This is a genomic window from Pseudoxanthomonas sp., assembly GCF_035999195.1.
In the GTDB taxonomy this organism is placed as follows: domain Bacteria; phylum Pseudomonadota; class Gammaproteobacteria; order Xanthomonadales; family Xanthomonadaceae; genus Pseudoxanthomonas_A.
Window position 1 is genome coordinate 82433 of the sequence record NZ_DASYGY010000001.1, and the last position, 16099, is coordinate 98531.

The following is a 16099-nucleotide window of genomic DNA, read 5'->3' on the forward strand; positions in this document are numbered from 1 at the left end:
GGTGAGAAATCCCTTCGTTGCGCGATCACGAAGCTGAGGCGCCAGGCGACGATCAGCCGGCGGTCAGTCTCAACGGGTGAGACGCCGGCGGCGTGAGATGGCGGCCGCTGCCGATCCGAGACCGCCATGCCTGCCCAGACCGCCCTGATCCGTCGCCATGCCGACGAGGCCTCCCTGCTGTCCGCGACCACCGCCGATGGCAGTGCGCTGGCCGAACGCTTGGCGGGCAAGTACCGCGACCGGGTCACCGGCCAGTTCGTCATCCCCGCGCGCGAGGGCCGCTACGAGGCATTGCCCGACGACCTGCCGGCAGCGCTGGCCGATGCGTTGCGCACGCGCGGCATCGAGCGGCTGTATTCGCACCAGGCCGAAGCCTGGCGGCAGGCGCAGGCGGGCGATCATCTGGCCATCGTCACGCCCACCGCCTCCGGCAAATCGCTGTGCTACACGCTGCCGGTGGTGGCCTCGGCGCTGTCCAAGCGGGGCAAGGCGCTGTACCTGTTCCCGACCAAGGCGCTGGCGCAGGACCAGGTGGCGGAACTGCTGGACCTGAGCAAGGCCGGCGACCTGGGCCTGAAGGCCTTCACCTTCGACGGCGACACGCCCGGCGATGCGCGGCAGGCGATCCGCCTGCATGGCGACATCGTGGTCAGCAACCCGGACATGCTGCACCAGGCCATCCTGCCGCACCACACCAAGTGGGCGCAGTTCTTCGAGAACCTGCGCTACGTGGTGATCGACGAAGTGCATACGTATCGCGGCGTGTTCGGCAGCCATGTGGCCAACGTGCTGCGCCGGCTCAGGCGCGTCTGCGCGTTCTACGGCGCCACCCCGCAGTTCATCGTCTGCTCGGCCACCATCGGCAATCCGCAGGCGCATGCCGAAGCGCTGCTGGAGCTGCCGGTGCACGCGATCACCGAATCAGGCGCGCCGAGCGGCGAGAAGCACGTGCTGCTGTGGAATCCGCCGGTGGTCAATCCCGACCTGGGCCTGCGGGCGTCGGCCCGCTCGCAGAGCAACCGCATCGCGCGGCTGGCGATCAAGGCGGGCTTGAAGACCCTGGTGTTCGCCCAGTCGCGCACCATGGTCGAGGTGCTGACCAAGTACCTGAAGGACGTGTTCGACAGTGATCCGCGACTGCCGGCACGCATCCGCGCCTACCGCGGCGGCTACCTGCCCACCGAGCGGCGCGAGGCCGAGCGTGCGATGCGCGACGGGCGCGTGGACGGCATCGTGTCCACCTCGGCGCTGGAGCTGGGCGTGGACATCGGCAGCCTGGATGCGGTGGTGCTGAACGGCTATCCGGGCTCCATCGCGGCGACGTGGCAGCGCTTCGGACGCGCGGGGCGACGGCAGCAGGCGTCGCTGGGCATCCTGGTGGCCAGTTCGCAGCCGCTGGACCAGTACGTGGTGCGGCATCCGGAGTTCTTCGCCGACAGTCCGCCGGAACACGCGCGCATCGCACCCGACCAGCCGATGATCCTGCTCGACCACGTGCGCTGCGCCGCGTTCGAGCTGCCGTTCCTGGCCGGCGAGCCGTTCGGCCCGGTCGATCCGTCGCCGTTCCTGCAACTGCTGGACGAGGACAGCGTGGTCCACCGCGAAGGCGACCGCTACGAGTGGATCGCCGACAGCTATCCGGCCAATGCGGTGAGCCTGCGCTCGGTGGCGGACGGCAACTTCGTCGTGGTCGACCGCACCGACGGACGCCAGGTGATCATCGCCGAAGTCGATTTCAGCGCCGCGCCGCTGACGCTGTACGAAGGCGCCATCCACATGATCCAGTCCACCCCGTACCAGGTGGAACGACTGGACTGGGAAGGCCGCAAGGCCTACGTCACCCGCACGCACGTGGACTACTACACCGATGCGATCGACTACACCAAGCTGAAGGTGCTGGAGCGTTTCGACGGCTGCATCGCGGGGCGGGGCACCTGCCACCACGGCGAAGTGCACGTGGTGCGGCGCGTGGCCGGCTACAAGAAGATCCGTTACTACACGCACGAGAACATCGGCTATGGCCCTGTGAACCTGCCCGACCAGGAGATGCACACGACCAGCCTGTGGTGGCAGCTGCCGCCGGCGCTGCTGGAATCGGCGTTCGAGTCGCGGCAGGAGGCGCTGGATGGCTTTCTCGGCGCGGCATACGCGTTGCACATCGCCGCCACCGTCGCGGTGATGGCCGAAGGCCGCGACCTGCAGAAGGCCGTCGGCGATGGCGACGGCGCCTGGTTCGCATTGCCCGACACGCAGGGGCGTGGGCAACTGCGCGGCACCGAGAGCCAGGTGCTGTCGCCGGTGTCGGGCGAGCGCTTCATTCCCACCGCCTATCTCTACGACAACTATCCCGGCGGCATCGGCCTGAGCGAACCGCTGTGGCGGCGCCAGCGCGAACTGGTGCAGCGGGCGGTGCAGCTGGTGTCCGCATGCGACTGCAAGGCAGGCTGTCCCGCCTGCGTCGGTCCCGTACTGGCGAACGACGAGGACGCCGACACCACGCCGCGTGCGCTGGCGGCGCGCGTGCTGCACCTGCTGGATGCCGCATGAGCGTCAGCCTGGAGAAGCTGCAGCGGCTGCGCAGGCAGGCGGGGCACGACAGCGCTCCGTCGCCGTCCGCCGCTTCGCCGCCGGCGCACGATCCCCTGCCTGCACTGCGGCGCATGCTCGGTATCCGTGAGCGTGCACGGCCTGCGGCGGTCGCACGCGCCTGCGACCGTGCGCTGCCGGGCGAGGAGATCGCACCGGGTCTGCTGCGCCTCGAACAGGTGTTGCCCTTCGACGACGTCGCACCGCACATCGACGGTGCCTTCGCGCGGACCGGTGCATTGCCGACGCAGGGCATGCTGTTCTTCGACACCGAGACCACCGGCCTGTCCGGCGGCACCGGCACACGTGCCTTCATGGTCGGCGCGTCGGACTTCGTGCCGGGAGGACTGCGCGTGCGCCAGCTGCTGATCACCCACCTGTCGGCCGAGCCCGCGATGCTGCGTGCGTTCGCCGGCTGGCTGGCGGAAGACACGCGGCTGGTCAGCTACAACGGACGTTGCTACGACGCCCCGCTGCTGGCCACGCGCTACCGGCTGGCGCGGCAGGGCACGCCGCTGGCCGGCATCGAACACCTGGACCTGCTGTTCCCCACGCGGCGGCGCTATCGCGGCGTGTGGGAGAACTGCCGGCTGGGCACGATCGAGCGCAACGCGCTGGGCATCGTGCGTGAGGACGATCTGCCTGGGTCGGAAGCGCCCGGTGCATGGCTGCAGTACCTTCGCGGTGGCGATGCAGGCCTGCTGCGGCGCGTGCTGCAGCACAACTTCCAGGACGTGGTGACGCTGGCGCACCTGCTGCTGCACCTGTCGGCACCGCCCGCGGAGTGAGGAACGGATGCTGTCGGTAATCCACCGACAGCGGAGTGTGAAGCGTTGCGCATTCCCCGCATCGCGATTCAAGAATGCGCGGCGGCGGCCGACACCCTTGCTAGATTCCACATGAGCCGTGCCTCCGCCTGCGGGAGGCATGCATCGAACTTGCACCATTTGAAGGGGACGTGCCTTGCGCATTCTGTACGTTGGCGATACCGCTTGCCTGCCTGAGGACCTGGCCGATTACATCGGCGACATGGGGGACGAGTGGACCGTCGAAGCGGTGGCCGACGGGAAGTCGGCGATGTTCGCGGTGGCCAACGGTCCGGTCGACGTGGTGATGGTGGGGCCGGCCTTGCCCGACCTGCCGCCGGCCACGCTGCTGGGGCAGATCCGCACCCTGCGCGCCGAGACCATCCGCATCGCCTTGCTGGAAGGCAGTGCCGACAGCCTGTCGGCGCCGATCAAGCTGATCGGCGTGGCGCACCGCTTCCTGCCGCTGCCGCTGTCGTCGGAGACGGTGCTGGAAGCCATCCACAGCCTGGAAGAACTGCGCGACCTGCTGGACAGCCCGCGCCTGCGCCGCGCGATCGGTCGGGTGGAACACCTGCCGTCGCCGCCGCACCTGTACTTTGCGCTGACCCGCGCGCTGGAAGAAGACGAGGGCACGGCCAACGACATCGCCAGGCTGGTGGCCGGCGATCCCGCCATCGCCGCCAAGGTGCTGCAGTTGTGCAATTCGGCGTACTTCTCCAGCGGCCGCTCGATCACCGACCTGCGCGCCGCAGTCACGCGCCTGGGCCTGGGCACGCTGCGCGACCTCGTGCTGGCCAGCGAGGTGTTCTCGATGAAGACCGCCTCCAACGTCGACCGCGGCGCGCTGCAGCAGCGTGCGCTGCTGGCCTCGCGGCTGGCGGCGAAGATCCTGCCGCGCACCAGTTCCGAACTCGGCGCCACGGCGGCACTGCTGGCCGATATCGGCCTGCTGCTGCCGGGCGTGCGCGACGAGCGCGACACCCCGGTGGCCGACGGTGACGACCGCCCCGGCCATACCGAGGCCGGGGCCTACCTGCTGGGCCTGTGGGGTCTTCCCATGCCGATCGTCGAAGCGGTGGCGTTCCACCGCCAGCCGCAGCGTTCCAGCCTGCGCAGCTTCTGGGTGCCCGGTGCGGTGCACGTGGCCGGCGCGCTGGCCAGCAACGAGCCGGTGGACGAGGGGTATCTGAAGTCGCTGGGCGTGCTGGACCAGTTGCCCAACTGGCGGCAGATGGCCGAGACCATGGTCGAGCGGGCCGAAGAAGCCGCCTGACGCGTCTCCGATTCCAGGTGCGCGCCGCGCGACGCGGCGTCTGCGATGCTTCATGCCCGTCTGCAGGGAGCGGTCCGCGAGGGGAGTGGTGGCCGTCGTTCCGGCGCAAGCCGGAATCCATTGCCTCTCGGCGATGTCCTTCCTTGCGAACGTCGGGGAAGGCAACGACAACGTGGGTCCCAGCTTTCGCTGGGACGATGTGGCTGACAACCTTCGAATCCTTACCGTTACCGACTTGCCGTCATTCCAGCGCACGCTGGAATCCGTTGCCTGTCAGTGATCCGCATCCTTCGTGCGGCGGGGAAGACAAAGGCGGGATGGGTCTCGGCTTTCCCGGGAAAGACAGGTGTGACGTTGTCAGGGACGGTAGGGGGGAGAGGGCTCCTGCACCTTGCCTGGTGGCTTGGCGATGATCCGCGGGCGTAGCCACGCGGCGAAGTCGGTTTCGCCGAGACTGCCTTCGGACAGCCCCAGATACTGCGGGTAGAGCTCATGGTCTCCGGCCGACAACGTGGCGCCATTGAGCACGATGAAGACTTCGCAGGCCACGGCCGCCACGCGCTTGTTGCCGTCCAGGAAGGGAGGGTTGCGTGCCAAGCCGAAAGCCGTGGCGGCTGCCAGATCTGCCAGGTCCGGCGCGGGTTGCCCATAGGCGTGCAGCTGCCGGGGGCGCGCCAGCGCCGATTCCAGCAAGCCCTCGTCGCGGATGCCGGTCGCGCCGCCATGCTCGGCCAATTGCCGGTCATGGATGGCCAAGGCCAAGGCCCGGCTGATCCACACGATCATCCGGGCTGCTTCATTGGGACAGCTTGTGGAGCAGGGTGCGGCGGCTGCGCATCACCTGTTCCGCCACCTCCATCTGCTCGGCGAGGGTGGGGTCGTACACCGTCAGGCGGATGCCGTCGGGCGTTTCGAGCGCGTGCAGCTCATCGCCCTTGTCCAGACGGAGGCGAGACAGGAGTTCCTTGGGCAGGATGACGCCGGCGGAGTTGCCGACCGTGGTGATCTTGAGCTTCATGGCTGCCCTCCTGTTGTTATAACCATGGTTATATTGAAGTGCAGGAAGCGTGGAAGCAAGCCGCAGATCGTTCTCGCCATGTGAGACCTTGAGGTGTACAAATGTACACCCATGAACCCTGTCGACCTGCCCCCCCAACGTGCCGCCGTCCTGACCTTCCTGCGCCGGGAGCTGGCGGCCGGGCGCGCGCCCAGTCTGGCGGACATCGCCACGGCGTTCGGCTTCGCATCGCGCAACGCCGCTCAGAAGCACGTGCAGGCGCTGGTCGCCGACGGCCTGCTGGAACAGGCCCCGGGCCAGAAGCGCGGCCTGCGCCTGCCCGGGGGCATGGCCGACCTGTTGCCGCTGCCGGTACTGGGCCGGGTGGCCGCCGGCCAGCCGATCGGCGCCGACATCGGCCTGGACGAACAGCTGTGGCTGGACCGCCGGCTGTTCTCGCCGCAGCCGGATTACCTGCTGAAGGTGCAGGGCGATTCGATGATCGACGACGGCATCGTCGACGGCGACCTGGTCGGTGTGCACCGCACGCCGGAGGCGCGCGACGGACAGACTGTCGTCGCGCGCATCGACGGCGAGTTGACCATCAAGCGCCTGCAGCGCGGCAGCCGCCGCATCCGCCTCCTGCCGCGCAATCCCGCGCATGCACCCATCGACGTGCAGCCTGGACAGGACTTCGCCATCGAAGGCGTCTACTGCGGCCTGGTGCGGCGCGGCTGACATGGGTGCCGTCGTCGCCCTCGATACGCTGCTGGCCGCGCGCACGCTGTGGCATGCCGGGCGCAGCGCGACCATCGCCGCCGACGGCGAACCCACCGGCCACGACGCGCTCGACGCGCTGCTGCCGCAGGGCGGTTGGCCGCGACGCGCGCTGACCGAACTCCTGCTGCCGGCCGATGGCGTGGGCGAACTGGCGCTGCTGCTGCCCACGCTGGCAAGACTCACGCAGGCCGGCAGTCCGGTGGCGGTGGTCGCGCCGCCGTACATCCCGTATGCGCCGGCATGGCAGGCCGCGGGCGTGGAGCTGTCCCATCTCGAGATCGTCGAGGCCGCGCCGCGCGATGCGCTGTGGGCCTTCGAGCAATGTCTGCGCAGTGGTGCCTGCGCGGCCGTGCTTGGGTGGCCGGTGCACGCCGACGGGCCTGCACTGCGGCGTCTGCAGGTGGCGGCCGACAGCGGCGAGTGCCTGGGCTTCGCGCTGCGCGACCGTCGCCACGCCGCCAATCCATCGGCTGCGGCGTTGCGGTTGGAAGCGGTGCACGATGCCCAGGGGCGCACGCATTGGCAGGTGCGCAAATGCCGCGGCGGGCCGGCGCCCGCGCAATCGTTCGCGCTGGTCGCGCATTGAGGCCCACCGATGCTCTGGGCCTGTGTACTGCTGCCGCAGCTGGCGCTGGACGCCGTCCTCCGGCGCCTGCCTGATCCCGATGCGCCGCTGGCGCTGGTCGGCGGATCCGCGCAGCTGCGCACCCTGCAGGCGGTGAATGCATCGGCCGCACAGGCTGGCCTGCGGGCGGGCATGCGCCTGACCGCCGCGCATGCGCTGCTGCCGGAGTTCGCGATGGTCGAACACGACCCGCAGGCCGAAGTCCGCTGGCAGCGCTTCCTCGCCGCGTGGGCGTACCGGCACAGCTCGCTGGTCAGCGCACAGTGGCCGGGCTGCATCGTGCTGGAGGTGCGGGCGAGTTTCCAACTGCTCGGACCCTGGCCGCGCATCGAGGCGCGGCTGCGCGAAGAGCTGGGCCAGCTCGGTTTCCAGCACCGCATCGCGCTGGCGCCAACGCCGCGCGCGGCGCATGTGTTCGCCGGCCTGCGCGATGGCCTGGCGGTGATGCAGGCCGAGGCGATGGCCGATCTGCTGGATCGCGTGCCGGTGCGGCGTGCGCGCCTGCCGGAGGACAATGGCGAGCGCCTGCACCGCATGGGCATCCGCGACCTGCGCACGCTGCGCGGACTGCCGCGCGACAGTCTGCGCCGCCGCTTCGGCCTGCCGGTGCTGGAGCACCTGGACCGGCTGTACGGGCAGGCCGACGACCCGCTGGCGTACTACGCGCCGCCGGACCACTTCGACGCCCGCATCGAACTGGGCTACGAAGTCGAAAGCCACATGGCGCTGCTGTTCCTGCTGCGTCGGCTGATCGGCGACCTGTGTACGTATCTGTCCATCCGCGACGGTGGCGTGCAGCGCTTCGTGCTGCGGCTGGAACACGAGGCCGGGCACACCGATGTCGACGTCGGCCTGCTCGCCGCCGAGCGCGAACCGGCGATGCTGTTCGAGCTGACCCGCAACCGGCTGGAACGCGTGCAGATCGACCGGCCGGTGGTCGGCGTGCGGCTGCTGGCGCGCGAGCTGCCGCCGTTCGTGCCGGCTGCACGCGACCTGTTCGATACGCGCCCGCAGCAGCAGCTGCCCTGGCCGCAGCTGCGCGAACGCCTGCGCGCGCGCCTGCGCGACGAGGCCGTGCACCGCGTGGCGCCTGCCGGCGATCCGCGCCCCGAACGCGCCTGGCGACGCGTGCAGGGCGATGGCGAGCGCATTCCCGCCGCGCCGGTGCGTCCGCCGCGACCGGCCTGGCTGCTGCCACAGCCGGTGCCGCTGCGCGATCCGCATCCGCGCATCGTCTCCGGGCCGGAGCGGCTGGAAAGCGGCTGGTGGGACGGCGAGGACGCGCGCCGCGATTACTACGTGCTGGAAACCTCGCAGGGCCAGCGCGCCTGGGCGTTCGCGCCGCCGGGCGAACAGGGCGGCTGGATGCTGCACGGGTGGTTCGCATGAGTTGGGATGACGCGGTGGACGGCGTCGACCGCGACACGCCGGGCGGGCGTCCGCCGCGCGCGTGGGAGGTCGCACAGCGCCTGCGCCTGTCGGTGGCGGCCAACGACGACACGCCGCGCGAGGATGCATGGCCGGCGTACGCGGAACTGCATTGCCTGTCGGACTTTTCGTTCCTGCGCGGGGCGGCCAGCGCGGAGGAGCTGTTCGAGCGCGCGCGCGATCTTGGTTACGCGGCGCTGGCGATCACCGACGAGTGCTCGCTGGCCGGCATCGTGCGCGGCTGGGAAGCGTCGCGCGTGACCGGCGTGGATCTCATCGTCGGCAGCGAGTTCCTGCTGACCTGCGGACTGAAATGCGTGCTGCTGGTGGAAACCGCCGCCGGCTACACGCGGCTGTGCGAACTGATCACCACGGCGCGGCGTGCGGTCGACAAGAAGGGCTACCGGCTGACGCGGCAGGACGTGGCGCGCATCGTGTCCGATGTCGATCCACTGGTCTGCGGCCTGTTCGCGCTATGGCTGCCGTCGCAGCACATCGACGATGGGGAAGGACGCTGGTTGCAGTCGGTCTTCGGCGAACGCGCCCATCTGGCGGTGGAACTGCACCGCGAACAGGACGATGCGGCACGGCTTGCGGGCCTGCTGGACACCGCCGCACGCCTTGGCATGACGCCGGTGGCCACCGGCGACGTGCACATGGACGTCCGCCGTCGCCGCGCGCTGCAGGACACGATGACCGCGATCCGCCACGTCACCCCGCTGGCCGACTGCGGAGCGCACCTGTTCCGCAACGGCGAGCGCCACCTGCGCACGCGGCGGGCACTGGGCAACATCTATCCGCACGATCTGCTCGATGCGGCGGTGCAGTTGTCGCGCCGCTGCACCTTCGATCTCAAGCGCGACCTCCACTATCGGTACCCGGTCGAACTGGTGCCGCAGGGGCACACGCCGACCACCTGGCTGCGCGCACTGACGGAGCGCGGCATGTGCGAGCGCTGGCCGGAAGGGACGCCGCCATCCGTCGTCGTGCAGATCGACGGTGAGCTGGCGCTGATCGAAAAGCTGAAGTACGAAGCGTTCTTCCTGACCGTGGAGGACATCGTCCGCTTCGCCAAGGAGCGGAACATCCTGTGCCAGGGGCGCGGCTCGTCGGCGAATTCCGCCGTCTGTTTCGCGCTGGGCATCACCGTGGTCAACCCTGCGGAGAGTCGCCTGCTGATGGCGCGCTTCCTGTCCGAGGAGCGCAACGAGCCGCCCGACATCGACGTGGACTTCGAGCACGAACGCCGCGAGGAAGTGCTGCAGTACGTCTATGGCAAGTACGGCCGCCACCGCGCCGCGCTCGCCGCCACGGTGATCCGCTACCGCGGCAAGAGCGCCGTGCGCGACGTGGCCAAGGCGTTCGGCCTGCCGCCGGACCAGATCGCGCTGCTGGCCGACTGCTACGGCTGGGGCAACGGCGAGGCGCCGATGGAACAGCGCCTGCGCGAGGCCGGCTTCGATCCGGACAACCCGTTGATCCGGCGCGTGCTGGCGGTGACCGACCAGCTGCGCGACCACCCGCGCCACCTGTCGCAGCACGTGGGCGGCTTCGTGATCGGCGATGCACCACTGTCGACGGTGGTGCCGGTGGAAAACGCCTCGATGGACGAGCGCACCATCATCCAGTGGGACAAGGACGACCTGGAGACGATGGGCCTGCTCAAGGTCGATTGCCTGGCGCTGGGCATGCTGACCTGCATCAGGAAGGCGCTGGACCTGGTGGAGACGCATCGCGGCTACCGGCCCGACATCGCCAGGCTGCCGAAGGAGGACGAAGCCTCCACGTTCGCGATGATCCAGGCGGCGGATACCGTCGGCGTCTTCCAGATCGAATCGCGTGCACAGATGAGCATGCTGCCGCGACTGAAGCCGACGACCTTCTACGATCTGGTGGTGGAAGTGGCGATCGTGCGGCCCGGGCCCATCCAGGGTGGCATGGTGCATCCCTACCTGCGCCGCCGTCAGGGCAAGGACCCGGTGACGTATCCGTCGGAAGGCGTCAAGGAGATCCTCGGCAAGACGCTGGGCATCCCGCTGTTCCAGGAGCAGGTGATGGAGCTGGTGATCCATGCCGGCTACACGCCGTCGCAGGCCGACGGCCTGCGACGCTCCATGGCGGCCTGGCGGCGTGGCGGCGACATGGAACCGCACCGCCTGCGCATCCGTCAGCTGATGCTGGAGAAACACTATTCGCCGGAGTTCATCGACCAGATCTTCGAGCAGATCAAGGGCTTCGGCTCCTACGGCTTTCCGCAGAGCCATGCCGCCTCGTTCGCCAAGCTGGTCTACATCAGCTGCTGGCTCAAGCGCCATGAGCCGGCGGCGTTCGCCTGCGCGCTGCTCAATGCGCAGCCGATGGGCTTCTATTCGGCCAGCCAGATTGTGCAGGACGCGCGGCGGGAGAAGGGCGGGCGCGTGGCGATCGAGGTGCGGCCGGTCGACGTGCTGCACAGCGACTGGGACAACACGCTGGAAGGCGGATACGCACGACGCGGCGTCGACGACGGCGGGCAGCCGGCGTTGCGGCTCGGATTCCGCCAGGTCGGCGGGCTGTCGGAAGCGGCGGGGAGGGCGATCATGGCCGCGCGTGCGCAACGCGCCTTCACCGATGTACGCGACCTGTGCCTGCGCGCCCGTCTCGACGAGAAAGCGCGTACCGCGCTGGCGGAAGCCGGCGCGCTGCAGTCGCTCGCCGGCCATCGCCATGCCGCCCGCTGGGAAATCGCCGGCATCGAACGGCAGCGTCCGCTGCTGCCGGGCAGCCCCGACGAGGACGCGATCGTCTTGCCCGCGCCGACGGCGGGCGAGGACGTGACCTCGGATTACCGCACCACCGGATTGACGCTGGGCGCACATCCGCTGTCGCTGCTGCGCGAGCGCCTGCGGCGGCAGCGCGTGGTGGATTCCCGCCAGCTGCGCGGACTGCCGCATGGGCGCGGGGCCTTCGTGGCGGGCATCGTCACGCAGCGGCAGCGGCCGGCCACGGCGAAGGGCACGATCTTCGTCACGCTCGAGGACGAACACGGCATGGTCAACGTGGTGGTGTGGTCGCACGTGGCGTTGCGCGACCGCAAGGCCTTGCTCGGCTCCCGGCTGATGGCGGTGCGGGGACGCTGGGAACAGGTGGACGGCGTGGAGCACCTGATCGCGCGCCGGCTGGAGGATTTCACCGCGCTGCTCGGCGAGATCCAGCCCGACTCCCGCGATTTCCACTGAGGCCACGATGCACGCGCTGTCCACCCTTACCGACGACCTGTTCGCGCCCGCCATGGTGCGGCTGGTCGACGATGCCGAAGGCGGCATCCGCTATTGGCCGGACGCCGTCGATCCGACTATTGCGCGCACCTGGTTCGACGCGCTGCAGGCGCGCGCGGCGTGGACGCACCTGCAGCGGCCGATGTACGACCGCATCGTCGACGTGCCGCGGCTGCTGGCGAACTACGCCGTGGACGCCCTGCCGGACGACCTGCCGCTCGCGGCGCTGCTGGCCTGCGTGCAGGCGAAGGTGCCCGCGCCGTATTCGCACATCGGCATGAATCTCTACCGCGACGGCCACGACAGCGTCGCCATGCATGGCGACAAGCTGCATACCGTGGCGGCCCGCCATCCGATCACCCTGGTGTCGCTGGGTGCGCCGCGGCGCATGCTGATCCGTGCGCGAGAGGGCGCGCGCGAGACGATCGCGGTGGACCTCGCACCCGGCAGCGTGCTGTCGATGAGCCACGCCTCGCAGGTCACGCACGAGCATGGCATACCCAAGACCCGCCGCGCGCAGGGGCCGCGGATCAGCGTGGTGTTCCGGGTAAGGCCGTTACCGCCAGTCGTTGGAAAGGCAGGTGTGGGAGCGACGTGAGTCGCGATGAAGCGTTACAGACAGTCCATCGCGACTTGCGTCGCTCCCACGACAGGTTTTCTTGGAAAGTGAAGCAGGTGCGGTACGCCTGGCGCCTGGCAGTCTGCTGTCGATGAGCCGTGCCTCGCAGCGCACGCACGAGCATGGAATTCGGAAGACGCGGCGGGCGCAGGGGCCGCGGATCAGCGTGGTGTTCCGGGTGAGGCCGTTACCGCCAGTCGTTGCAAAGGCAGGTGTGGGAGCGACGTGAGTCGCGATGAAGCGTTACGGACAGTACATCGCGACTTACGTCGCTCCCACGACAGGTTTCCCTGGAAAGCGAGACAGGTGCGGTACGCCTGGCGCCCGGCAGCGTGTTGTCGATGAGCCACGCCTCGCAGGTCACGCACGAGCACGGCATCCCGAAGACCCGGCGGGCGCAGGGTCCGCGGATCAGCGTGGTGTTCCGGGTAAGGCCGGCATGACGGAAACCCTTGTAGGAGCGACGTCAGTCGCGACCGCACGATCGCCGAGTCATGGCGCGTCATCCATGCGTTTTCAGGATGAGTGGCGGACCGACAAAATTTCCGGTCGCGACTGACGTCGCTCCTACAGTAAGCACAAAAAAACGCCGCGAGATCGCGGCGTGAGGGCAAGGACTGCTGAAAGGAAAGGACGTCGTCAGCCCATCAGCTTGAACAGCGACAGCTGCTGCATCTGCATGAAGACCGTCTGTGCGGCCTGCAGGGCGGAGTTTTCCATCTGGTAGCGGCCGATGGCCTCGGCCCAGTCCAGGTCGCGCAGGCCGGACAGGGTGTCCTTGAGGGTGATGTTGTTGGCTTCGCGCAGCGAGGCGGCGGTTTCGATGGCGGACAGCTGCGCGCCACCACTGGCGCGGGCGTCGATCATCCTGCCCTGCGCGGTGCCGATGTCGCGCATGGCGCCCTGCAGGCGGTTCTGCATGGCGGCGCGCTGCGCGTCGGTGGTCGGGTTGGTGTCCAGCGTGTCGATCAGGCCCTGCACGGTGGCGAAGATGTCGCGGCTGCCCGCGGGCCCCAGCGTGAAGCTGTCGCCGTTGGCGGGCTGGCCGTCGATCCGCATCTGCGCCCCGGCGAAGGCGATGCTCTCGCCCTTCGCGTAGGTGCCCGAGGCGACCGGATTGCCACCCGCATCGAGCACCTGGTAGCTGTCGTTGGCGCCGAACGACAGGGTGTAGCTGCCGCCATCCCACACCGCGGAATCGGTGACGCTGAACGCCATCAGCAGGCCGGTGCCGGTATTGCCGCTGGCGGGCTGGCCGTCGACGCGGCCGTCGCCGGTGCGCAGCCGCAGGAAGACCTCGCTGCCGGGCAGGGTGTCGGACACGAACATGTCCGGCGCCACTTCCACCTGCCGCTGGGTCTGGTCGCCGCTGTAGATCACGTTGCCGCCGGCCAGGGCGAACGGTGCGCTGCCGTCGCTGGTGCCGCCGAACAGATAGCGGCCCGCACCATCGGTGCTGTTGGCCAGGTCCAGCAGGCCGGCATGGATCGCTTTCAGCTCGGTGCTGATCGCCTGCCGGCTGTCGTCGCCCATCGCCGCGTTGTTGGCCTGGATGACCAGTTCGTTGATGCGCGCCATCGCATCGCCCACGCGCGTGAGTGCGTTCTCCTGCAGGCCCAGGCGGTTCTGCACCGCGTTGGCGTTCTGGCCGAAGCGTTCCAGTTCGGCGACCGCGCGGTCCAGGCCCACGGCGGTGCCGGCAGCCACGGGATCGTCCTTGGCCGTCACCAGCCGCTGCCCGCTGGCGAGTTGCTGCTGCGTGTGCGCCAGTTTCGCCTGCTTGGCCAGCATCGTGTTGATCGACTGCTGGTACATCATGTTGGTGGAGATGCGGTAGTTCATCGGCGCGTCGCAGCCAGCAGCGATTGGAAGAGGGTGTCGGCGGTGGCGATGATCTGCGATGCGGCCTGGTAGGCCTGCTGCAGGCGCATCAGGTCGGCGGCTTCTTCGTCCAGGTTGACGCCGGAGATCGCGTCGCGCGAGGCCTGCGCCTGGTCGTGGATGACCTGCTGCGCCTGCGCGGAGTAATCGGCCTGGCGCGCCGCCGAACCCACCTGCGTGGTCAGGCCGCCGATGGCGCCGTTGAGGGTCAGCGTGCCGCCGTTGAGCACGCGCGCGTCGTCCAGGTTCGACAGCAGCTTGGCGTTGCCGTTGTCGCTGGAGTTCGCACCGGTCGGCCCGATGCGGAAGCTGTCGCCGGCCGCCGGTGCGCCATCCAGCACCACGCTCCAGCCGTTGTACGCCACGGTCTGCCCGGGCGTGTAGGCGAACGGTCCGGTGCCGTTGATCGTGTACTGGGTGGCATCGATGAACTCGATGTCCACCGGCGCCAGCAGGTTGGCGTTGGCGGCGTCGGTCACCTGCAGGCCGCTGGCCTTGCCGCTGCCGGTATTGGCCAGGTCGGTGGTCGCCTTGACCGGCGTCGCCGCCGCGATGCGGCCAGGGTCGCTGATCGCCACGCCGAGGTTGCCGGCCGCACCGGCGGTGGGCTGCAGCAGGAAGCGGTCGTTGATGCCCGGCGTCGTACCCGCTGCAAGCCGCAGTTCGATGCCGTTGACGATCAGCGGATCGGTTGCGGTGCCGGTGCCGGTCATCGGGATGCTCGCGCCGGTCTCCGGATGCGTCGCCACCCAGGCGGCGCCATCGAAGCGCAGCAGCACGTTCTGCGCGTTCAGCGCGCCGGTGTTGCCCACCGATGTCTGCAGCACGGCATTGCCGGTGTTGCCGGCGTTCGAGGAAATGCGCGGGGCGGGCAGGCGGAAGAAATCCGCGCCCATCTGGCCGTACTGGTCCATGCCGGCGCGATGGCCGGCATTGAAGGTCTGCGCCAGCGAGGTGGCGACGCGGCCGAGCTCGGCCGTCGCCGGGTCCAGCACGGTGGTGCGGAATTCGATCAGGCCGCCGATCTGGCCGCCGAGCGCGCGCTTGTCCAGCGTGGTGCGCTGGCCGTTGGTTTCCAGCGCCACCTGCAGGCGCTCGGGACGGTACGGGTCGGGCACGGTCACCAGCGTGCTGGCGGTGGCGCCCACCACCAGCGGCTGGCCGCCGGCGCTGAACACGTTGACCAGGCCGCCGTCCTGCACCACCGCGTTGCCGCCGGTGTAGCCCACCAGTTCGCTGATCAGCTGGTCGCGCCGGTCCAGCAGGTCGCCGGACGGGCTGGTGTTGCCACCGATGCGGCCGTTGAGCTGGGCGATTTCCTTGGCCAGCCGGTTCACCTCGCCGGTGGCGGCGGTCAGGCCCGCATTGACTTCGGTATCCAGGCCGTCCAGATGCTGGTCGATCTGGTGGAAGCGGGTGACCAGCGCATTCGCCTGCGCCAGTACGCTTTCACGGTCAGCCGAGCCGGCCGCGTTGGACGACAGCGCATTGACCGAGTCGAAGAAGCTGGACCACGGCGCGCTGATGCCGGTGGCCTTCTCGGAGAACAGCTGGTCCAGCCGCGTGGACAGCGTGGACAGCTGTTGCAGGCGCGCGAGCTCGCCGCCGCTGTCGAGCAGGCGCGAGGTCGCCAGCGAGTCGGCCATCCGGCGCACGTCGACGATCTGCACGCCGTTGCCCTGGTAGCCGTAGCCGAAGTACGTGCCGTCGCGCGATTCAAATTCCACGCGTTGGCGCGAATAACCCGGCGTGTTGATGTTGGCGACGTTGTGGCCGACCGTGGACAGGGCGCGCTGGAAGGCGATCAGGGCGCTGCTGCCGGTGGCGAGAAGGTTGGACATGCG

Annotated in this window: 12 protein-coding genes and 1 pseudogene; 9 read left to right on the forward strand and 4 right to left on the reverse strand. The window is 69.4% G+C overall.

Translation table 11 applies throughout. The features are described 5' to 3' along the window. Window positions 1-126 precede the first annotated feature (126 nt). From VGN58_RS00360 to VGN58_RS00370, 3 genes are all read left to right on the forward strand, one after another. Window positions 127-2547 carry a DEAD/DEAH box helicase gene (locus tag VGN58_RS00360; protein WP_327480518.1) on the forward strand — a complete coding sequence of 807 codons (2421 nt, stop codon included), beginning with the start codon at window positions 127-129 and terminating at the stop codon, window positions 2545-2547. Then, window positions 2544-3374 carry a ribonuclease H-like domain-containing protein gene (locus VGN58_RS00365; protein WP_414710715.1) on the forward strand — a complete coding sequence of 277 codons (831 nt, stop codon included), beginning with the start codon at window positions 2544-2546 and terminating at the stop codon, window positions 3372-3374. Before VGN58_RS00360 ends, VGN58_RS00365 begins: the two co-directional genes overlap by 4 nt. Window positions 3375-3549: 175 nt before the next feature. Beyond that, entirely contained in the window at window positions 3550-4668 is a 1119-nt protein-coding gene (locus tag VGN58_RS00370; RefSeq protein WP_327480520.1) for an HDOD domain-containing protein, read from the forward strand. Window positions 4669-5025: 357 nt separating this feature from the next. Here the strand turns inward: VGN58_RS00370 and VGN58_RS00375 are convergent, their stop codons facing one another. Together VGN58_RS00375 and VGN58_RS00380 are read right to left on the reverse strand one after the other, a co-directional pair. Next, entirely contained in the window at window positions 5026-5454 is a 429-nt protein-coding gene (locus VGN58_RS00375; RefSeq protein ID WP_327480522.1) for a type II toxin-antitoxin system death-on-curing family toxin, read from the reverse strand. A 10-nt stretch (window positions 5455-5464) separates the two neighbouring features. Beyond that, window positions 5465-5686: an AbrB/MazE/SpoVT family DNA-binding domain-containing protein gene (locus VGN58_RS00380; RefSeq protein ID WP_327480524.1), complete on the reverse strand. Its 222-nt coding sequence runs from the start codon at window positions 5684-5686 to the stop codon at window positions 5465-5467. Between the two features lie 111 nt (window positions 5687-5797). On the opposite strand from VGN58_RS00380, the gene lexA reads away from it, so the two are divergent. From lexA to VGN58_RS00415, 6 genes and pseudogenes are all read left to right on the forward strand, one after another. Next, entirely contained in the window at window positions 5798-6403 is a 606-nt protein-coding gene (gene lexA, locus VGN58_RS00385; protein WP_327480527.1) for a transcriptional repressor LexA, read from the forward strand. Window position 6404: 1 nt separating this feature from the next. Continuing rightward, window positions 6405-7031: a translesion DNA synthesis-associated protein ImuA gene (imuA, locus tag VGN58_RS00390; protein ID WP_327480529.1), complete on the forward strand. Its 627-nt coding sequence runs from the start codon at window positions 6405-6407 to the stop codon at window positions 7029-7031. Window positions 7032-7040: 9 nt separating this feature from the next. Beyond that, window positions 7041-8459, forward strand: a complete 1419-nt coding sequence (locus VGN58_RS00395; RefSeq protein ID WP_327480531.1) for a DNA polymerase Y family protein — start codon at window positions 7041-7043, stop codon at window positions 8457-8459. After that, complete coding sequence (locus tag VGN58_RS00400) at window positions 8456-11716, forward strand: error-prone DNA polymerase (protein WP_327480534.1); 3261 nt, start codon at window positions 8456-8458, stop codon at window positions 11714-11716. The genes VGN58_RS00395 and VGN58_RS00400 overlap by 4 nt, the downstream gene beginning before the upstream one ends. Before the next feature lie 7 nt (window positions 11717-11723). Further along, window positions 11724-12353 (forward strand): alpha-ketoglutarate-dependent dioxygenase AlkB, encoded by a 630-nt coding sequence (locus VGN58_RS00405; RefSeq protein ID WP_327480536.1) that lies wholly within the window; start codon window positions 11724-11726, stop codon window positions 12351-12353. Window positions 12354-12682: 329 nt separating this feature from the next. Further along, window positions 12683-12817 (forward strand): annotated as a pseudogene (locus tag VGN58_RS00415) (alpha-ketoglutarate-dependent dioxygenase AlkB); the annotation flags it as partial. 196 nt (window positions 12818-13013) lie between these two features. Here the strand turns inward: VGN58_RS00415 and flgL are convergent. Both flgL and flgK read right to left on the reverse strand, forming a co-directional pair. After that, entirely contained in the window at window positions 13014-14216 is a 1203-nt protein-coding gene (gene flgL / locus VGN58_RS00420) for a flagellar hook-associated protein FlgL (RefSeq protein ID WP_327480538.1), read from the reverse strand. Beyond that, window positions 14213-16096, reverse strand: coding sequence for a flagellar hook-associated protein FlgK (flgK, locus tag VGN58_RS00425; protein ID WP_327480540.1), 1884 nt, complete (start codon window positions 16094-16096; stop codon window positions 14213-14215). The genes flgL and flgK overlap by 4 nt, the downstream gene beginning before the upstream one ends. Window positions 16097-16099: the final 3 nt, after the last annotated feature.